Below are 18,309 nucleotides of genomic sequence, written 5' to 3'. Positions count from 1 at the left end.
TCAAGCGGCTCGCACGAGTGGCCGTGCACCCACCGGGACCGAGAGGTCACAACCCTATCCGTCAGGGCTGCACAAGGAATGGTGGTCTAGTGAGCACACTCGCCAACCAACTGGCCGCCGCGGAACGCGAGGAGGTCGCCCGTGCCATCCGGCTCCTCCTGGCTCGCCCCCTGCTCACCGCGGCCGCCGACCCGGCCGGCTTCGAACTGGTCCGCCGCCGCCGCGAACCACTGGCCCAGTGGTTCGACTACACCTGCGGCTGGAGCCTGGCCGTCGAACCCCGCCGCGGATACGCCCGCCTCACCAAGGTCCGCGCGAACCCGGACGGCTCCCGCCCGGCCCGCCGGGCCCGTTCCGGCCGGGCACCGTTCGACCGCCGGCGTTACGTGCTGCTGTGCGTGACCGCGGCCGAGTTGCTGTCGATGCCGATGACGACCATCGGCATGCTCGCCGACCGTGTCGTGCAGGCCACGTCGGCCGACCGGGCCCCGGCCGCGTTCGATCCGGTCCACCGGCCGGAGCGGACGGCGTTCGTCGACGTCCTCAAACTGCTGGAGTCGTACGACGTGCTGCGCGCCGTGGACGGGACGACCGATGCGTACGTCGAGTCCGCGGACGCCAAGGTCCTCTACCGGGTGGACACCACACTGCTGATGCGGCTGCCCGCCGCCCCCGTCGGCGCCTCCCGGCTCGCCGTACCCCAGGACGAGGTGCCCGCCCGGTTCGAGGAACTCCTCGCGGGCCTTGTCCGGGAGCGCCGCTACGGCGGTGCCGTCGTCGACCATTCGGCGGACGAGGGGCACGGCGAACCGGCCGCCACGGACGCTCAACGCAACCTGAGGCTGCGCCACTCGGTGCTGCGCCGCCTCTTCGACGACCCCGTGCTGTACCGGTCGGACCTCTCCGACGACGAACTGGCGTACGTCACCTCCCTGACCGGACGCCAGATCCTGCGCCGCTCGGTCGAGCAGGCCGGCTTCCTCCTGGAGGAACGGGCCGAGGGCTTCCTGCTCGTGGACCCGGACGGGATCGCCACCGATGTCCGCTTCCCCGACGACACGTCCACCGGCCGGGTCGCCGCGCTGCTCCTCCTGGAGCCGCTCTGCGCCGCGCCCGCCGGTCTGCTGCCCGAGCAGCTCGCCGAGGCCGGAGCGGATCTGCTGCGCCGCTTCCCGCGCTGGGCCAAGGCATACCAGTCCGAGGACGGCGCGGCCCGGCTGTCCGACGACGCCGTGGGAGTACTGCGTGATGTCGGCCTGGCCCGCCGGGCCGGGGGCCGTGTCGTCGCCTGCCCGGCCGCGTACCGCTACCGCCTGACGGGGACGACGAGTTCGCGCGAGACGGCAGGCACCACGGCTTCCGCCGACACTGCCGCAGAAGGAGACCAGCTGTGAGCGTGACCGAGCTTCCCCTCCCACGGAGGCCGGAGCCCACCGAGCCGGCCGCAGGACCGGCATCGGCGCAGGCGGCGGATGCCGTCCGCAGTCGCTGGCAGCCGCACCGCGCGGGCGTCCTCAACGTCTGGCGCTACTACGACGAGATCTTCACCTTCCACCAGGGCCGACTGCTGCTGCGCGGGCAGAACGGCTCGGGCAAGTCCAAGGCCCTCGAACTGCTGCTGCCCTTCCTCTTCGACGCCAGCCTCCGCCCCAACCGCCTGTCCACGTTCGGCGGTTCGGAACGCACCATGCACTGGAACCTGCTCGGCGAGGGCGCCTTGGGCAAGACCCGCGTCGGGTACGTGTGGATGGAGTTCCGCCGCGTCGGCGGCGACGGCACCGAGCGGTGGTTCGGCTGCGGGGCGCGCCTCCAGGCGAGCGTGCACACCAGCACGGTGCACGCCGACTACTTCACGACCGACTGCCGGATCGCCCACCCCGACGGCGTGCTCCTCGTCAACGAGGCCGGTCAGCCGCTGACCCGGGCCGCCCTCGTCGAAGCCCTGCGCGACCGTGGTGACGTGCACGCCTCGGCGGCCGACCACCGCACCGCCGTACGACGTGAACTCTTCGCCGGCATGGGGGAGCAGCGTTACGAGTCGCTGCTGGCCGCCCTGCTCCAGCTGCGCCAGCCCAAACTGTCCGAACGCCTCGACCCGTCGCTGCTCTCCACCCTGCTGTCGCGGGCCCTTCCTCCCCTGGGCGAAGGCGAGATCGCCGAACTCGCCGAGGGCTTCGAGCGGTTGGACCGCCAGCGCGAACACCTGGGCCGGCTCGACGACGAGGTGACGGCGGCCGAGACCGTGGCCTCCCGGCAACGCGCCTACGCACGACGGGTCCTGCGTGCCGGTTCCGCCGCGCTGATCTCGGCGACCACCGACATGGACAACCTCACCCGCGTCGCCCGCCAGAGCGCCGAGGAACTCGAACAGGCGCTGACGGAACGCGAGTCGGCCCGGGCCCTGCGCGAGGAACAGGAAACGCGCGCGCACGCCCTGGAGGAGACCGTCGAGGGCCTGCGCGAGAGCGACGCCTACAAGCAGGGGGAGGAACTCGACCGGCTCCGCCGCCGCACGGAGGACGCGGCAGCCGCAGCCGGGCGCCGGCGTGCCATCGCCCGGTCCACGCAGGCCGGGGCCCAGGAGGACCAGCGGCACGTCGCAAAGGCCGCAGGGCAGGCCCGCACCCTCGACGAGCACGCGCGCGAAACCGCCGAGGAAGCACGCCGGTCGGCCCGGGCGGCGGGCCTGGAGTCCATCCACCACGAAGCGCGGACGATCCTCGGCGCGGAGCGTGAGACGGGCAGCGGCGAGAACGGGGCTCGACAGGCCCGACGGCTGCTGCGGGGCGCGGTGACCGCCCGACGGCAGCAGGTCACCCTCATCACCGAGGCGATGGACGACCACGATCGCGCGGTACGCGACCGGGGCACCGCCGAGGGCCTGCTGGACGAGGCCCGAATCCGGCTCGCGGAGGCGATCGCCCGCCGGGACGAGGCGTCCGCCGCCTGGAACGACGCCCTTGCCGCACAGGCGGAACGGCTGCTCGGCTGGGCCGACGGCTGCACGGAACTGCGCATCGCCGACCCCGGGGAACTGGTCGCCGCAGCGGCGAGCGAGGCCGAGGTGAGGGCGCTGGCCGAAGCCGCCGCACGCCCATTGGAACAGCAGATCGCCACGGCGGAGGCCACCGCACGCGCCGCCCGTCAGGGCCTGCGGGACGAGCGGAGCCGGCTTGAGGAGGAGGTACGGCGGCTGAGCGGTGAAACCGATCTGCCACCCTCGCCTCCGCCCACCCGCACCACCGTCCGCACGGCGACGGCGGGAGCACCTCTGTGGCGGCTGGTCGCCTTCCGTGAAGGTGTTCCGCTCGCCGTTCAGGCCGCCGTCGAGGCCGCACTGGAGGCGTCGGGCCTCCTGGACGCCTGGGTCAGCCCCTACGACGGGATCACGCTGCCCGGTCACGACACGCGCGCCGAGTCGGCCCTGGCCGTGACCGCCCCCGGGCCCAGCCTGCTGGAGGTGCTCAGGCCCGAGGACGGCATCCCCGTCCCGGCCGACACCGTGACCCGTATCCTCGCCGGTGTCGCGTACGGCCCAGGTCTGCCCGGCGGACACCCCGCGGCCGTCTCCGCCGACGGGGCCTGGCGCCTCGCGCTCGCCACCGGGACGTGGAGCAAGCCCGAACCCGCCCACATCGGCGCCCTCGCACGGCAGCGGGCCCGGCAGCGCAGGCTCGGCGAACTGGCCGACCGTATCGGCGAGACGAACGCCTCCCTCGCCAGGCTCGACGACCAGCTGCGCGGCCTCGCCGCCCGCCGGGCCCGCCTGGACGCCGACCGCGCCGCCCGCCCCGACCACCGGGAACTCGACGACCGGCGGCGGGACTGGGACCGCGCGGAGGAGAAGGTGGCCGCCCGGGACGACGCCGTACGCGACGCCGCCGGGCATCTGGCGCGGTGCGAGAGCGGGGTGGCGGGTGCGCTGCGTACGCTCGGCCGCCGGGCCGCGGAACACGGACTGCCCACCGACCGGGGCCGGTTGCGTGAACTCGCCGCCGACATCGACCGGTTCCGGGACACCGCCGACAGCTGGGTGGACGCCCGGCTCACCGCGATCGCCGCCGCCGACCGGGCCCACCAGCTGGCCGCGCAGGCGGACCGCTCGCACCGGGCCGCCGAGGAACAGACCGAGAACGCGGCAGCCGCCGAAGCGGAGGCGGCGGGCCTGAAGGCGCGCCTGGAAGCGGTGGAGGCCACCGTCGGCGAGGACTACCGGCAGATCGTCGCCCGCGTCGGCGAGGCGCGCGCCGGACTGCGCCGCTGCCGTGAGGAAGCCGCCCGGGCGGCCGATCTCCTGCTCAGCCTGGAAGGCCGTATCGGAGGACTGCGGGCCACCAGCGGACAGGACGCCCAACGACGGGAGGAAGCCGTCGCGACCCGGGACGGAGCCGCGCACCGGTTCCGCCACCTGTGCCTGGTCGGACTGGCCGAGGACGCCGGCATCACCCCGGAACTCGACGCCGGGGACGGCACGAGGGCCACCCTGGAGGCGGCCCGCGCCACAGCGGCGAAGTGGCCCGGCGTCCCGCACGCCCCACGCAACCTGGGCGACGCCGCGACCCGCCTGTCCGAAGCGGTCCACGAGGCCCGCCGGCACCTCGGCGCCCGTGCCGACCTGGACCTGGAACCCGACGACGACATCCAGCTCTTCACCGCCAACCTGGACGGCGTACGCGTAGGGGCGACGGGCCTGCTCACCACGCTCACCCAGGAGCGCGACCGCAGCCTCGACGACATCACCACCGGCGAGCGGCGCCTCTTCGACCAGATCCTCACCGGCGACATCCGCCGCCACCTCGCGGCGCGCATCCGCCAGGCCGGAGAGCTCGTCGACCGCATGAACGGGCATCTGGAACGGGTCCGTACCGCCTCCAACGTGGCCGTCCAACTCGTGTGGGACGTCCGTCCGGACCTTCCGGACAGCACCCGCACCGCCCGTCAGCTGCTGCTCAAGGACCCGGGCCGGGTCACCGAGGCCGACCGGGAGGCCCTGCACGCGTTCTTCCGCGCCCGTATCGAGGAGGCCAAGGGCACTGACACGGCCGCGAGTTGGGAGGAGCAGCTCGGCGAGGTGCTCGACTACACCGCCTGGCACCGCTTCACCGTCCGCCTCGACCGGGCGAACGGCACCGGCTGGCAGCCGCTGACCAAGAAGCTGCACGGCGCGCTCTCCGGCGGAGAGAAGGCCATCGCCCTGCACCTGCCGCTGTTCGCCGCCGTCGCCGCCCACTACGAGGCCGTGCCCCTGGCACCCCGGCCGATCCTCCTGGACGAGGTCTTCGTCGGCGTCGACACCGTCAACCGGGGACAGGTCTTCGCCCTGCTCACCGCACTCGACCTGGACCTCATGATCACCTCCGACCACGAGTGGTGCACCTATGGCGAGCTGCCCGGTATCGCCGTCCACCAGCTCGTCACCGACGGGGACGACGACGCGGTCACCAGCGCCCGCTTCGTCTGGAACGGCACCGACCTGGAGGTGGGATGACGCATCCGGAACCCGCCCTGAGCGAACCGGCCCCGGGCGAACAGACTGTGCGCCGCCCCGAACTCCGCCCGCTCTGGCGCACGGTCCACGACCGCCTGTCCTCCGGCCGCCCTGTGACTCAGGTGCGGCTCGGACCGCTCGACGACGCCCAGCGCGAGGCCCTCGCCGATCTCCTCGGCCTGGACCGGCTGCCGAGCGCCCGCCCCTCCGTCGCACTGGCCCGGCTGGAGGAGGCCGTCACCGAACTGTGCGGCCGGACGGTACGCGAAACCGTCACCGAACTCGTCGGTCCCCTCGCCGACCGGGCGGGCGAGCGGCGCCGCCGAGAAGGCGAACGCGCCGACCTGTGGGCCTGGTTGGACGGCCACGCCACCGTGCGTGCCCAGCCCGCCCTCGCCGACTGGACCGCCTCGTGCCGGGCCGCCGGTCTGGTCGGCGGCTCACCGCAGCGGACCCGGTCCCTGCTGACGGACGCACTGACGGTGCTCGCGGCGCTGCCCGCCCAAGCAGAGCCCCTGCCCGTGTTCGCCGCCCGCGTCCTGAACGGCGACTCCCACGCACTCGACGACGGCACCCGCCTGTCCACCCTCGTCCTGCGTGCCCTGGCGACCCTCCACGACACCGCCCCACCCCAGTCCGCGGCGGACCGGCGCACCCTGTGGACCCGCGCGGGTGTCGCCGACGACGACCTGTCGGCCACGGTTCTCGTCGCCGGCCTACGGCTGTCCGGCGACGGCCCGCTCGCCCGCGTGGCCCGCGTCTGCGCCGAGGCCGGACAGGCCGCCAGCCTGACCCTCGCCCAACTGCGGTCCCCGGGCGGGTTCGCCCTCGCCGTCGACCCCGCACCCGTCGTCCACGCCGTGGAGAACCCCAGCCTGCTGGCCCTCGCCGTACGCCGTTTCGGCCCGGACTGCCCGCCGCTCGTCTGCACGTCGGGCTGGCCGAACAGCGCCGCCATCCACCTCCTCCGCCTCCTCGCGGACCACGGAGCCACCCTGCGCTACCACGGCGACTTCGACGGTGAAGGCATCCGCATCGCCGCGTATCTCCTGGACAAGACGCCGGCCCGGCCCTGGCGCATGACGGCGGCGGACTACCGTGCCGCGGTCTCCCGGACTCCGAACGGCCCTCACCCCGGCCGCCTCACCGAGGCCCCCTGGGACCCCGAACTGACCCGCGCCATGACCGAACAGGGCACCGCCGTGGTCGAGGAACTGGTGGCCGACGTCCTGTTGGCAGACCTGGACATCAGCTGACCCTGCCGGGTCCCGGCAACGTCCGGGGCACCTGACTGCATGCCGACGACCTGTCTACGCAACATAAAGAACTTGTAAAGTTCCCGGCGATGGCCTCGCCTCGCTGCTCGCAACTGGCCGCCGGTCATCGGCAGTTGGTGCAACAAGGGCTCGTCGTCCCGACCGGAGGTTACGCAACGTGACTGTCTTCCCTCAGCCCGCGCGCGGCACCCGTCAGCCGGGGCACATGATCGTGTGCGGTGACGACGCGCTCGCCGATCGGCTGGCCGGCGAACTCACCGCCGTGTACCGGGAGCGGGTCACCCTCGTCGTACCGCTCGGGCGCCGCACCGGCCCCGCCGGAGCAGGCCGGGCCTCCACCCTGATCGACAGGATGCAGGCGGCCGTGAACCGAGGGACGAGTGCCCCTCGTGTACTGGAGGTCGCACAGCTCGACGAGGAAGCCCTGATCGGAGCCGGCGTAGGTGAGGCTGCCGCCCTGGCCCTGGTGCATGACGACGACGAGACCAACATCCATGCCGCGCTGACCGCCCGCCGCCTCAATCCCCGGCTGCGGCTGGTCATCCGGCTCTACAACCGCAGACTCGGCCAGCACCTGGAGGAACTCCTCGACCAGGCCGCCATCCTCGCCGTACCCGGCCTGGACCCGGCGGCCCTGGACACCTCCACCACCATCCTGTCCGACGCGGACACCGCCGCGCCCGCCCTCGCGGCCACCGCCGTCGCCGGCACGAGCAAGGTCATCCAGGCCGACGGCCTGCTGCTGCGTGCCGTCGAGCGTGCCCCGTCGGGCCACGGCGAGGTCGCCGACTCCGGGCTGTGCACGCTCGCCCTGCTGTCGTCGACCACCAACGATCCGGCCGGCACCGAGGGTTCGGACGCGAGCGGTCAGGAAGGGCCGATCCTGCTGCCCGACGACGACACGGTCGCCGCCGCCACCGGCCATGGCACGGTCGTCCTGGAGGCCGTGGCACACGGCGGCTCCGCCCCTTCGCCCGGCCGGCTGGCGGGCCGGGGACTTCCGCTCGCCTCACTGTTCTCACGGCGGCTGCGCTGGTCCCTGGCCGGACTGATCGGCTGCGTCCTGGGGCTGGCCGTCGCCGCCTGGCTGACCACCGGCGACCACCCCCTGCACGCCGCCTACCTCACCCTCCTCGACCTCTTCGCCATCGGCGACCCCGCACTCGACGAACCCCTCGCCCGCCAGGTGCTCCAACTCCTGTCCGGACTGGCCGGGTTACTGCTGCTGCCCGTGCTGCTGGCCGCCGTACTGGAAGGGCTCGGCACCTTCCGAACCGTGTCCGCGCTGCGCCGCCCGCCCCGAGGACTGTCCGGGCACGTCGTCCTGCTCGGCCTCGGCAAGATCGGTACCCGGGTACTCGCCCGGCTGTGCGAACTCGGCATCCCCGTCGTGTGCGTGGAGGAAGACCCCGAGGCACGCGGCGTCCCGCTCGCCCGCCGCCTGCGCGTGCCCACCGTCCTCGGAGATGTCACCCAGGAAGGCGTCCTGGAAGCCGCCAAGATCCACCGCGCGCACACGCTGCTCGCACTGACCAGCAGCGACTCCACGAACCTGGAAGCGGCCCTGTACGCCCGCTCGGTCAAGCCCGACCTGCGAGTGGTGCTGCGCCTGTACGACGACGGCTTCGCCCGAGCCGTGTACCGCACCCTGCGCGCCGCCCACCCCCGCGCCCTCACCCGCAGCCGAAGCGTCTCCACCCTCGCGGCGCCCGCCTTCGCCGGGGCGATGATGGGCCGCCAGATCCTGGGCGCCATACCCGTCGAACGCCGCGTGCTCCTCTTCGCCGCGCTGAACGTCGCCGGCCATCCGCGACTGGAGGGCCGCACGATTGCCGAGTCCTTCCGTCCCGGTGCCTGGCGCGTCCTCGCCCTGGACACCGCCGCGCCGCACGACCGCCGCCCCGACCTCGCCGTCACCCCGGCCAACGGCGAACCCGACCGTCCCGCAGGGCTCGTATGGAGCCTGCATCCCGGCTACGTCCTGCGGTCCGAGGACCGCGTGGTCCTCGCCGCGACCAGGCAAGGGCTGGCCGAACTCCTGGGGCGCGGACCACGCCTCGAAGTCCGGCGCACCGACGCGTAGAGCGGGCATCAAAGGAGCGTAAAGACTGCCGGAATCCGGCAATGAGCACCGCGACCGGCACGTGGGACCATCACCACGGCGCGCCGCGAACGACAGCGGAGGGGGGCGGACCGCGTGACTCTGTTCTTGGTTCTCGGCATCGCAGGACTCGTTCTGCTGGTGCTCGCGCTCGTCTTCGACGGTGTCCTCGAAGGGCTCTTCGACGGCGCTGGCGTACTGGACGGGCTGTTCGACGGTCTGCTGTCGCTTCCGGTGATCGCCGGGTTCGTCTCGATGCTCGGTTTCGGCGGGGCGATCGCACTCGGTACGACGGACATCGGCGTCGGCGCCGCGACGGTGGTGGGGACCGGTGCGGGCCTCGGGGCGTCCTGGCTGACCTGGCGCCTGAGCCGGGCCCTGATGCGGGACGAGTCCGGCACCGCCCCGCGCGGCACGGACCTCGTGGGAAGTTCCGGCTCCGTGGTCACCGCGATCCCCGCCGACGGCTACGGCGAGGTGCTGGTGTACCTGGCGGGCCAGCCGGTGAAGTACGCGGCCAAAAGCACCGCCCGCGTCGAGCGGGGCACCGAGGTGTGGGTCGAGGCGGCCTTGTCCGCGACCTCCGTGACGGTACGGCCCGTCGAGCGCTGAGCTCTCGCCGTCCACACCGTTCTTGTTCATCCGTTCTGCCCCGTGCAGGGGTTCAGCACTCGAAAAGGGGCATTGTCATGAGTCCTGTCGTCATCGCGGTCGCCGGAGTCGTCGTACTCCTGGTGCTGCTCGCTCTCGTCGTCGTCACCCGCTACAAGGTGGCGGGTCCGAGCCAGGCGTTCATCGTCACCGGGCGGCGCGGCAAGAAGTCCACCGATCCGGACACCGGACGGATATTCACCGACAACAGCGGCCAGAAGGTCGTGGTCGGCGGCGGCGTGTTCGTCGTGCCGTTCGTCCAGCAGAAGTTCACCCTCGACCTGTCCTCGCGGCACATCCCCGTCGCGGTGCGCGGCGCGGTCACCCTGCGCGGCGTGAAGGCTCACCTGGAGGGGGTCGCCATCGTCAAGGTCGGCGGCACCGAGGACTCCATCCGCGCCGCGGCCCAGCGGTTCCTGATGCAGCAGGACGGCATCGTCGGCTTCACCCAGGAGGTGCTCTCCGGCGCGCTGCGTGCCATCGTCGGCCGGATGTCGGTGGAGGACATCATCCGCGACCGGGCCGTGTTCGCCGGGCAGGTCGCCGAGGAGGCCGAGGCGAGCCTGTCCGGGCAGGGCCTGGTGCTGGACGCCTTCCAGATCCAGGACATCACCACCGAGGGCTCCTACCTGGAGGACCTCGGCCGCCCCGAGGCCGCCCGCGCCAAGCAGGAGGCGGACATCGCCGAGGCCGTCGCACGCCGGGCCGCCGAGCAGGCCCGGCTGAAGGCGGAGGAGGAAATCGCCGTCGCACAGCGGACGTTCGCGCTGAAGCAGGCCGAGATCAAGGCCGAGACCGACGAGGCCGCGGCCCGTGCGGCGGCGGCCGGACCGCTCGCCGAGGCGGACCGGCGCCAGCAGGTGCTGGCCGAGCAGGAGAAGGTCGCCGAGCGTCAGGCGGCCCTCACCGACCGGGAGTTGGACACCAAGATCCGTAAGCCCGCCGACGCCGCCCGCTACCAGGCCGAACAGGAGGCCGAGGCCCGCCGTATCGCCCACGTCAAGGAGGCCGAAGCGGACGCCCAGCGCGCCAGGCTCACCGGTGAGGGTGAGAAGGCGCATCGCGCGGCGCTCGCCGACGCCGTACGCATCGAAGGTGAGGCGGATGCCGCGGCCATCGGTGCCAAGGGTGCCGCCGAGGCCGAGGCCATGCGGAAGAAGGCCGACGCCTTCGCGCAGTACGGCGACGCGGCCGTGCTGCAGATGCTCGTCGAGGTGCTGCCGCAGGTCGTCGCGAAGGCGTCCGAACCGCTCAGCGCGGTGGACAAGTTGACCGTCATCTCCACCGACGGAGCCAGTCAGCTCTCCCGGACGGTCGCCGACAACGTCGCCCAGGGCGTCGAACTCCTCAGCTCCACCACCGGAGTCGACTTCGCCGAGCTGCTGAAGGGCATCAGCCGGCGGGCCGACGGCGCGCAGCCCGCGACCACGGCACCCGCCACCGCCAACGGGAAGATCGAAGTCACCGGCTGACGCGGGCGCCGAGCGGCGCTGCAGCAGTGAGTCCGGGCGGTCCGGGCGGCCTTCGAACCGCCCGGACTCGCCTGCCGTCGCGCTTGGGGATGCGCTAGAATTCTTTACCGAACACTTACGCTCTATTGAGCGTGTATTCACTCAGTTGTGGGGTCAGTGGTCGGCGGCCCAGGCCGACGTGATGGGGGGCGAGGACATGGGGCGAATCATCCGCGTGCGTGTCGACAACTCCGCCCGCGACAGCGTCCCCGATACCAGCAGCGCCGGGCTGAGCCAACGCCCCGCGCGCTGACGCGCCGTCAGACCGACGCGCGGCCGCGAGCCCGCACCGCACGGCCCAGCACCGGATCGCCGGGCGGTGCACACCCGCCCTCAGGCGCCCTCTCGTCACGGCTTCGCTCTCAGCCGGGGCCGACAGCACTCGCACAGGCACAGACGCCGCCACCGCATCGACCGACGGAGGACAGACGCCCGTGCACGACACCACAGCCATGCTCATCGAACTCGGGGCGATCATCCTCGTCCTGGGCCTGCTGGGACGCCTCGCCGGACGGGTGGGCTTCTCACCGATACCCCTCTACCTGCTCGCCGGGCTCGCCTTCGGTCACGGCGGCATCGTGCCTCTCCAGGCCAGCGAGGAGTTCGTCGCCACCGGCGCCGAGATAGGCGTCATACTCCTGCTGCTCCTGCTCGGCCTGGAGTACAGCGCCTCCGAACTCGTCAGCAACCTCAAGACCCAATACCCCTCCGGCGCCGTCGACCTGGTCCTCAACGCCGCCCCCGGCGCGGCGATGGCCCTGCTGCTGGGCTGGGGCCCGGTGGCCGCCGTCGCCCTGGCCGGGGTCACCTGGATCTCCTCCTCGGGCGTCATCGCCAAGGTCCTCGGTGACCTGGGGCGGCTCGGCAACCGCGAGACACCGGTCGTCCTGGGCATCCTGGTGCTGGAAGACCTCTCCATGGCCGTCTACCTGCCGATCCTCACCGCCCTGCTCGCGGGGGTGAGCCTGGCGGGCGGCGCCGCCACCCTGCTGATCGCCCTGGGCACCGTCGGCGCCGTCCTGTACGTGGCCCTGCGCCACGGCGGGCTGGTCAGCCGGGCGGTGTCCTCCGACAGCGCCGAGATGCTCCTGCTGGTCGTCTTCGGGCTCGCCCTCCTGGTCGCCGGTGTCGCCCAGCAGTTGCAGGTGTCGGCGGCCGTGGGGGCGTTCCTCGTGGGTATCGCGCTGTCCGGGGAGGTCGCCGAAGGTGCCAGTGGTCTCCTCACCCCGCTGCGGGACCTGTTCGCCGCGGTGTTCTTCGTCTTCTTCGGCCTGCACACCGATCCGGCGGCCATCCCGCCCGTCCTGCTCCCGGCACTCACCCTGGCCGTCCTCACCGCTCTGACGAAGATCGCCACCGGCTACTGGGCGGCACGGCGCGCCGGGATCTCCGTCAAGGGCCGCTGGCGGGCCGGCGGCACGCTGGTCGCGCGCGGCGAGTTCTCCATCGTCATCGCCGGGCTCGCCGTCGGCGTCGAACCACGTATCGGCCCGCTGGCGACGGCGTACGTCCTGATCCTGGTCGTTGTCGGGCCGCTCGCCGCCCGCTGGACGGAACCCCTCGCCCGCCGCGTCACCCGCCGCCCCCCGGCCCCGTCACCGGAGGCGACCGCGGTGGTGACCGCGCCTGTGGAGGCCGTCCGTGCGAGCCGTTGACGACAGGACAGCGGGGCGTGCCGGCACGACGCCGGACGACTCCGGCCCGCCCCGAGGCACTGCTGCCCGCGCCCGGCTCACACCGAGCCCAAGAGAGGAAGACATGACCGTTCAGGACACCCCCGGGCCCTACCTCGACGGCTTCGAGCGGATCCTGGCGGACGCCGCCACCACGGGCCGGCGCCTGACCCGCGACGAGCTCCAGTCCCACCGCGACCTGGGCGCACAGGCAGCCGAAGCCGGACACGGCTGGCGCACCCTGGTCCGCGCCCATCTCACGGCGGCCCGGGAAGGGTGGCCACGAGGAGCCGCCCCGGACAGCGTCCTCACCGTCATCGAGCAGGCCGTGGACGCCTTCGGCGACGGCTACGAGCGCGCGCAGCGACTCGTGGTCCGCAAGGAGGAGGCCGCCCGCCGCGAGTTCATCGACGACCTGCTCCACGGACGCGGAGACCCCGGCCGGCTCGCCGCCCACTCCGAACGGTTCGGGCTGCGCCTGTCCCGCGCCCACGCGGTGGCCGTGGCCGAGGGGCCGGAGAAGTACGACGAGACCGACGCCGTACCCCGGCAGGTGGCGAGCGAGCTGTTCGCCCGCTTCGAGAACCGCCGCATCCTGTTCACGACCAAGGACGGCCGGATGGTGTGCATCGCCCCGGGCGACCAGGACGACGTCCTCACCCACTTCGCCGACCACGCCCATGCCGTCACCGGTCAGGCGCAGGTGGCGATCGGCCGGCCCCGGCCCGGCGCGGTCGGCATCGGACACAGCTACGAGGAAGCCCTCAACGCCCTGGACGTGGCCCAGCGCATGGGCTTCGACGAGCCGCTGCTGCGCGCCGCCGACCTGCTGGTCTTTCCCGTCCTGGCCCGGGACCGGCAGGCATTGGTGGAGCTCGTGCGCAACATGGTGGGGCCGCTGGAACACGCGCGCGGCGGGGCCAAGCCGTTGCTCGACACCCTCCTCGCGTACTTCGACACCGGCTGCGTGGCCGCCGCCGCGGCCCGGCGCCTGTCGCTCAGCGTGCGCGCGCTGACCTACCGGCTGGAACGCATCCACACCCTGACCGGCACCGACCCCACCGATCCCGCCGACCGCTACGCCCTGCAGACCGCGGTCATCGGTGCCCGCCTGCTCGACTGGCCCGCCCGACCACTGTGACCCGGTGAGCAGCAGGATCACGCCGATCTCGGTGCCCACCGCCACGGGTCCTCGACGCCGGCCGGCGTCGAGGACCCGTGGCGGGTCACTCCCGACCGAGTATCGCCGCGGCTGCCTCCACGCCCTCGCGGGTGCCGATCAGGATCAGGATGTCGCCGCCGGCCAGCCTGAAGTGCGGGGTCGGCGACGGGATCGCCTCGGCGCGCCGCAGCACCGCCACCACGGACACACCGGTCTCGGTGCGCATCCGTGTCTCGCCCAGCAGCCGCCCGTTCCAGTGCGCGGTGGCGGACAGTTCGATCCGCTCCGCCACCAGGCCGAGGTCGGTCGTGGACAGCAGGTTCGGGCTGTGGTGCGCCGGCATGAGGGCGTCGATGAGGGTCGCCGCCTCCCCGGAGGTCAGCAGCACCGACAGTTCGCAGGCGTCGGGATCGTCCTCGCGGTACGCGCTCAGGGTCCGTGATCCGTCGCGGTGGGCGACCACCGACAGGCGGCGCTGTTCCCGCGTCGTCAGGTCGTAGCGCACGCCGATCCCCGGCAACGGCGTACTGCTCAGGCGTGGAGCACCCACGACGGCCCCCTGTCCGGATCGGGTGTTATCTCGGAGAGCTGTTGGTGCCACCCTAGCGAGGGGCCGGATCCGGCCACGGCAGTGCGGCCCGGGGCCGAGTGGGAGAATCCGCGTCCAGGGGGTGCGAGGGCCACGGCCGCCGGGGACGGCCGATGGACCGCTCTCCCGGGGCCCCGGAAGGACTGGAAGGAAACGTCAGCATGATCGATTGGGTGTCTCTCAGCACCGGGGCACGGCCCGTGCCCCGACCGGTCGCCACCCCGCTGGTGTGGGCGGCGGCCTTCGGCGGTGCCCTGGTGCTCGTGGCGCTGCTCAACACCCTCGTGGGCACCGATCAGCCCGAACTCGCCCTGATGGCGCTGTCCTTGCTGGCCGCCCTGCTGGGCCTGTGCGCCCGCTTCACCGCCGCTCCCGGCACGGCGGTGCTGTGCTGGTTGTTCCTCAACGGCTTCGCCATACCGCCGGCGGGCACCCTCACCTGGGCCGGACACCGCGACACGTTCTGGCTCGCCTGCCTGCTCGCCGCGGCGCTCGTCGGCACGGCGCTGGCCCGCCTGCGGCACGCCCGCGCCGCCTACCGTCGTATCACCGAGGGAGTCGGAGCAGCCGAGCCGGGCGACGGGCCGCGCGGCTCCTGACCGCGGTCCGGGACGTGCGCCCGCGGCCCTCGCCGGTGTGTCCAGCGTTCACTGGCTGCCCGCGAGTTCGCCACTGAGGGTCTGGTGAATGCGGGCGCTGGGCTCGTTCAGGCCGATGATCTCGACGGTCTTGCCGCGCTGGGCGTACTTGGTCTCGATGGCGTCCAGGGCGGCCACGGAGGAGGCGTCCCAGATGTGGGCGGCGGACAGGTCGATGACCACCTTGTCCGGGTCGGTGGAGTAGTTGAACTGCACGACGAGGTCGTTGGAGGAGGCGAAGAACAGCTCGCCCGTCACCCGGTAGACCACCGTGCTGGCGTCGGGGTCGGTGACGGCGGTGACCTCGGCGAGGTGGGCGACGCGCTTGGCGAAGATGACCATCGCGGTGATCGAGCCGACGACCACGCCGACGGCGAGGTTGTGGGTGGCGACCACGCACGCGACGGTCACGGCCATGACGGTGATCTCCCCGGCCGGCATCCGCCTGAGCGTCTTCGGGGCGATGGAGTGCCAGTCGAAGGTGGCCACCGACACCATGACCATCACCGCGACCAGCACGGCCATGGGGATGTCGGAGACGACCGGCCCGAAGACGATGCACAGCACCATCAGGAACGCCCCTGCCAGGAAGGTCGACAGCCGGGTGCGGGCGCCGGAGACCCGTACGTTGATCATCGTCTGGCCGATCATCGCGCAGCCGCCCATGCCGCCGAAGAAACCGGTGACGATGTTGGCGACGCCCTGGCCGACGGACTCGCGGGTCTTCGAGGAATGGGTGTCGGTGATCTCGTCGACCAGCTTGGCGGTCATCAGGGACTCCATCAGGCCGACGAGCGCCATGGCGAGCGCGTACGGGGCGACGGTGGTGAGGGTGTCCAGGGTGAACGGCACGTCCGGCAGACCGGGCACGGGGAGGGAGGACGGCAGGTCACCCTTGTCGCCCACGGTCGGTACGGCGATGCCGGCGGCGATCGTGATGACGGTGAGGACGACGATGGACACCAGCGGCGCCGGGACCACCGTGGTGACCTTCGGGAAGAACACCATCAGCGCCAGTCCGGCGGCGATCAGCGGATAGACGGCCCACGGCACGTCGGTCATCTCCGGGACCTGCGCCATGAAGATGAGGATGGCGAGGGAGTTGACGAAGCCGACCATCACGCTGCGCGGCACGAACCGCATCAGCTTGGCCACCCCGAGTGCGCCGAGGACGATCTGGAAGACGCCGGCGAGGATCACGGCGGCGACGAGGTAGCCGAACCCGTGCTCACGGTTGAGCGGGGCGATGACCAGGGCGACGGCACCGGTGGCCGCGGAGATCATCGCCGGTCGGCCGCCGACGACGGCGATGGTCACGGCCATCGTGAACGAGGCGAACAGGCCGATCGCCGGATCGACCCCGGCGATGATCGAGAACGAGATCGCCTCCGGGATCAGCGCCAGGGCGACCACGAGGCCGCCCAGCACCTCGGTGCGCAGCACCTTCGGATCGGACAGCCAGGTGGGACGCCGGGAGCCACGCAGCCATGAGGCAGGGGACAGTGCGGAGGAGGACAAGACGAGAGGAACCTGTCGTGCTCGGGCACACCCCGCGTCACGGCGGGGGCGCGGGAGGGCATCGAGGGCCGGGGCGGTCCTCCATGGGGTCCGCGAGCGGTGCGGACCGGAGTCAGTGGGCAGCGGTGACGCGTTCCGCGAGCGGAACGGGAACCGGGTGCGGGCGAAGGGTCACGGCGGGCAGACAGCGGCGCCGGGCATCACGGACATGCGCACGCTCTCTCCTGCGGACCAAGTTCTTCGCCGGGGGCTTCGTCGGCCCCGACACGGCTGACGGGCACGGCAGGCGGCCGACCCGGCACCGGGCAACTCTACCCTAACGTTAGAGTAGAGATCGGTGGCGGCCGCCCGCGGCCGTAGCCGTAGAGGTGAGGCAGAGAGACGAGGAAGACCCGCGTGAGCAGCGAGCACATGCAGATCGGCGAGGTCGCCGCACGGACCGAGCTGTCGTTGCGCACCATCCGGCACTACGAGGACACCGGCCTCGTCATCCCCTCCGCCCGCTCGCAGGGCGGCTTCCGCCTCTACACCGAGGCCGACGTGGCCCGCCTGATGGTCATCCGCCGCATGAAGCCGCTCGGCTTCACCCTCGATGAGATGCGCGCCCTGCTCCAGGCCACCGACCGGCTGGACTCGGACGAGGAGCTGTCGGCCGAGGAACACGGGCAACTGCTGGAGCGGATACGGGACTTCGAGCAGGCCGCGCAAGAGCGGGTGGTGGATCTGCGTACCCAGCTGGCCCGCGCGCAGGAGTTCGCGGCCACGCTGGCCGCGCGCCTCGATCGCACTCCCGCACCCTGACGAGCGGGGACGGGACCTGCGGTGTCACAGCATGACCGCGCCGGTCACGACCGCCGCTGTTCCGACGACCAGCAGGATGATCACCGTGCCGATGGCCGCCTCGCTGTGCCGGCGGTCGGCTGCGAGGTCGGGCGTGTAGACGGTCAGGTCCGAAGGGGCGTAGTGGACGGTGAGCTCGCGGCCCAGGGACCGGCCCGGCCGGGGAATGTCCGCGCGGGACAGGACGGTGACGCGGACGCCCTCACGGGTGGTGAAGACGACGACCGGGGCGTGGTTGACGATCTCGCTGCCCTCGCCGTCGGTGTGGACGTCCTTGGTGACGGCCACGACCCGCGCCGGGACGGCGACGGCCGCGGCCAGCAGGCCGTCGCGGGCGCGCGCCGTGCTGATGTCGGGGCTGAGCGCCCCGGCGACGGTGACCAGGGAACCGAAACCGAGCAGGGCCCACGGCCAGCCCCCGAGGACGGTCACGTGGATCGCCAGCCCGAGAAGAAGCAGAGCCACCGTGCAGTTCGGGACGGTCCGGCCCTTCTTCTCGTCCATGCTGTTGAGCACGACGCGGAACCGCTCCGGCCGCCCGGACGGGTAGCGCACCTCGAACTCGCGCCCCACCCAGGCTTCCTCGACCGAGTCACCGTGCTTGCCGTCGTTCGGCAGCGCGAACTCCTGCCCGGTGGCCGGGTCCTGGAACGCGACCGTCACCGGTATCCCAGGGACCTTGGAGGCGCCGTGTTCCGGTTGCCGCACCTCTACGATCCGTGCCTGCACCCAGACCGCTCGCTGGGCCGGCGTCAGCCCGGCCAGGGAAAGTCCGTAGCCGAGCAGCGCCAGCCCCATGGGCACCGCCCACCACAGCTCCAGCACGTCGTGCATGCTCATCCGAGCCCGCCTTTCGCCGCG

General features: G+C 72.6%; 13 protein-coding genes. 10 read left to right on the top strand and 3 right to left on the bottom strand.

Annotated elements, in window-relative coordinates:
• Positions 1 to 89: 89 nt before the first annotated feature.
• The 8 genes from ACH4TV_RS47070 to ACH4TV_RS47035 all read left to right on the top strand — a co-directional run bounded on the left by ACH4TV_RS47070 (position 90) and on the right by ACH4TV_RS47035 (position 13,842).
• Positions 90 to 1,394: a TIGR02678 family protein gene (locus ACH4TV_RS47070; RefSeq protein WP_398407634.1), complete on the top strand. Its 1,305-nt coding sequence runs from the start codon at positions 90 to 92 to the stop codon at positions 1,392 to 1,394.
• Positions 1,391 to 5,488 carry a TIGR02680 family protein gene (locus ACH4TV_RS47065; RefSeq protein WP_398407633.1) on the top strand — a complete coding sequence of 1,366 codons (4,098 nt, stop codon included), beginning with the start codon at positions 1,391 to 1,393 and terminating at the stop codon, positions 5,486 to 5,488. Before ACH4TV_RS47070 ends, ACH4TV_RS47065 begins: the two co-directional genes overlap by 4 nt.
• Positions 5,485 to 6,744 carry a TIGR02679 family protein gene (locus ACH4TV_RS47060; RefSeq protein ID WP_398407632.1) on the top strand — a complete coding sequence of 420 codons (1,260 nt, stop codon included), beginning with the start codon at positions 5,485 to 5,487 and terminating at the stop codon, positions 6,742 to 6,744. The genes ACH4TV_RS47065 and ACH4TV_RS47060 overlap by 4 nt, the downstream gene beginning before the upstream one ends.
• Positions 6,745 to 6,970: 226 nt before the next feature.
• Positions 6,971 to 8,848 carry an NAD-binding protein gene (locus ACH4TV_RS47055; protein WP_398407636.1) on the top strand — a complete coding sequence of 626 codons (1,878 nt, stop codon included), beginning with the start codon at positions 6,971 to 6,973 and terminating at the stop codon, positions 8,846 to 8,848.
• Between the two features lie 114 nt (positions 8,849 to 8,962).
• On the top strand, positions 8,963 to 9,478 hold the full coding sequence (locus tag ACH4TV_RS47050) for a hypothetical protein (protein WP_398407631.1): 516 nt from the start codon (positions 8,963 to 8,965) through the stop codon (positions 9,476 to 9,478).
• A 77-nt stretch (positions 9,479 to 9,555) separates the two neighbouring features.
• Positions 9,556 to 10,989, top strand: a complete 1,434-nt coding sequence (locus tag ACH4TV_RS47045) for a flotillin family protein (RefSeq protein ID WP_398407630.1) — start codon at positions 9,556 to 9,558, stop codon at positions 10,987 to 10,989.
• Between the two features lie 473 nt (positions 10,990 to 11,462).
• Entirely contained in the window at positions 11,463 to 12,683 is a 1,221-nt protein-coding gene (locus tag ACH4TV_RS47040; protein ID WP_398407629.1) for a cation:proton antiporter, read from the top strand.
• A gap of 103 nt (positions 12,684 to 12,786) precedes the next feature.
• Entirely contained in the window at positions 12,787 to 13,842 is a 1,056-nt protein-coding gene (locus ACH4TV_RS47035) for a PucR family transcriptional regulator (RefSeq protein WP_398407628.1), read from the top strand.
• Between the two features lie 85 nt (positions 13,843 to 13,927).
• On the opposite strand, the gene ACH4TV_RS47030 is transcribed toward ACH4TV_RS47035, so the two are convergent.
• Positions 13,928 to 14,413: a cation:proton antiporter regulatory subunit gene (locus ACH4TV_RS47030; protein WP_398407627.1), complete on the bottom strand. Its 486-nt coding sequence runs from the start codon at positions 14,411 to 14,413 to the stop codon at positions 13,928 to 13,930.
• 200 nt (positions 14,414 to 14,613) lie between these two features.
• Between ACH4TV_RS47030 and ACH4TV_RS47025 the strand changes: the two genes are divergently transcribed.
• The gene (locus ACH4TV_RS47025) at positions 14,614 to 15,051 is read left to right on the top strand and encodes a hypothetical protein (protein WP_398407626.1); all 438 of its coding nucleotides are present in this window, start codon (positions 14,614 to 14,616) and stop codon (positions 15,049 to 15,051) included.
• 48 nt (positions 15,052 to 15,099) lie between these two features.
• Here ACH4TV_RS47025 and ACH4TV_RS47020 read toward each other — a convergent pair whose 3' ends face one another.
• Entirely contained in the window at positions 15,100 to 16,608 is a 1,509-nt protein-coding gene (locus ACH4TV_RS47020) for a SulP family inorganic anion transporter (RefSeq protein ID WP_398407625.1), read from the bottom strand.
• A 396-nt stretch (positions 16,609 to 17,004) separates the two neighbouring features.
• Between ACH4TV_RS47020 and ACH4TV_RS47015 the strand changes: the two genes are divergently transcribed.
• Positions 17,005 to 17,409, top strand: coding sequence for a MerR family transcriptional regulator (locus tag ACH4TV_RS47015; RefSeq protein WP_398407624.1), 405 nt, complete (start codon positions 17,005 to 17,007; stop codon positions 17,407 to 17,409).
• 24 nt (positions 17,410 to 17,433) lie between these two features.
• Here the strand turns inward: ACH4TV_RS47015 and ACH4TV_RS47010 are convergent, their stop codons facing one another.
• The gene (locus ACH4TV_RS47010) at positions 17,434 to 18,288 is read right to left on the bottom strand and encodes a DUF3592 domain-containing protein (protein WP_398407623.1); all 855 of its coding nucleotides are present in this window, start codon (positions 18,286 to 18,288) and stop codon (positions 17,434 to 17,436) included.
• Between the last annotated feature and the right edge of the window lie 21 nt (positions 18,289 to 18,309).

This window comes from Streptomyces sp. NPDC020898 (assembly GCF_044333925.1).
Taxonomy (GTDB): Bacteria; Actinomycetota; Actinomycetes; order Streptomycetales; family Streptomycetaceae; genus Streptomyces.
The sequence above is the reverse complement of the archived record's forward strand: the minus strand, read 5'-3'. Positions and strand labels throughout refer to the sequence as shown.

Coding starts and splice junctions, on each gene's coding strand:
- ACH4TV_RS47045 (WP_398407630.1), top strand. CDS start 9,556: ATGAGTCCTGTCGTCATCGCGGTCGCCGGAGTCGTCGTACTCCTGGTG.
- ACH4TV_RS47055 (WP_398407636.1), top strand. CDS start 6,971: ATGATCGTGTGCGGTGACGACGCGCTCGCCGATCGGCTGGCCGGCGAA.
- ACH4TV_RS47025 (WP_398407626.1), top strand. CDS start 14,614: ATGATCGATTGGGTGTCTCTCAGCACCGGGGCACGGCCCGTGCCCCGA.
- ACH4TV_RS47035 (WP_398407628.1), top strand. CDS start 12,787: ATGACCGTTCAGGACACCCCCGGGCCCTACCTCGACGGCTTCGAGCGG.
- ACH4TV_RS47060 (WP_398407632.1), top strand. CDS start 5,485: ATGACGCATCCGGAACCCGCCCTGAGCGAACCGGCCCCGGGCGAACAG.
- ACH4TV_RS47010 (WP_398407623.1), bottom strand. CDS start 18,288: ATGAGCATGCACGACGTGCTGGAGCTGTGGTGGGCGGTGCCCATGGGG.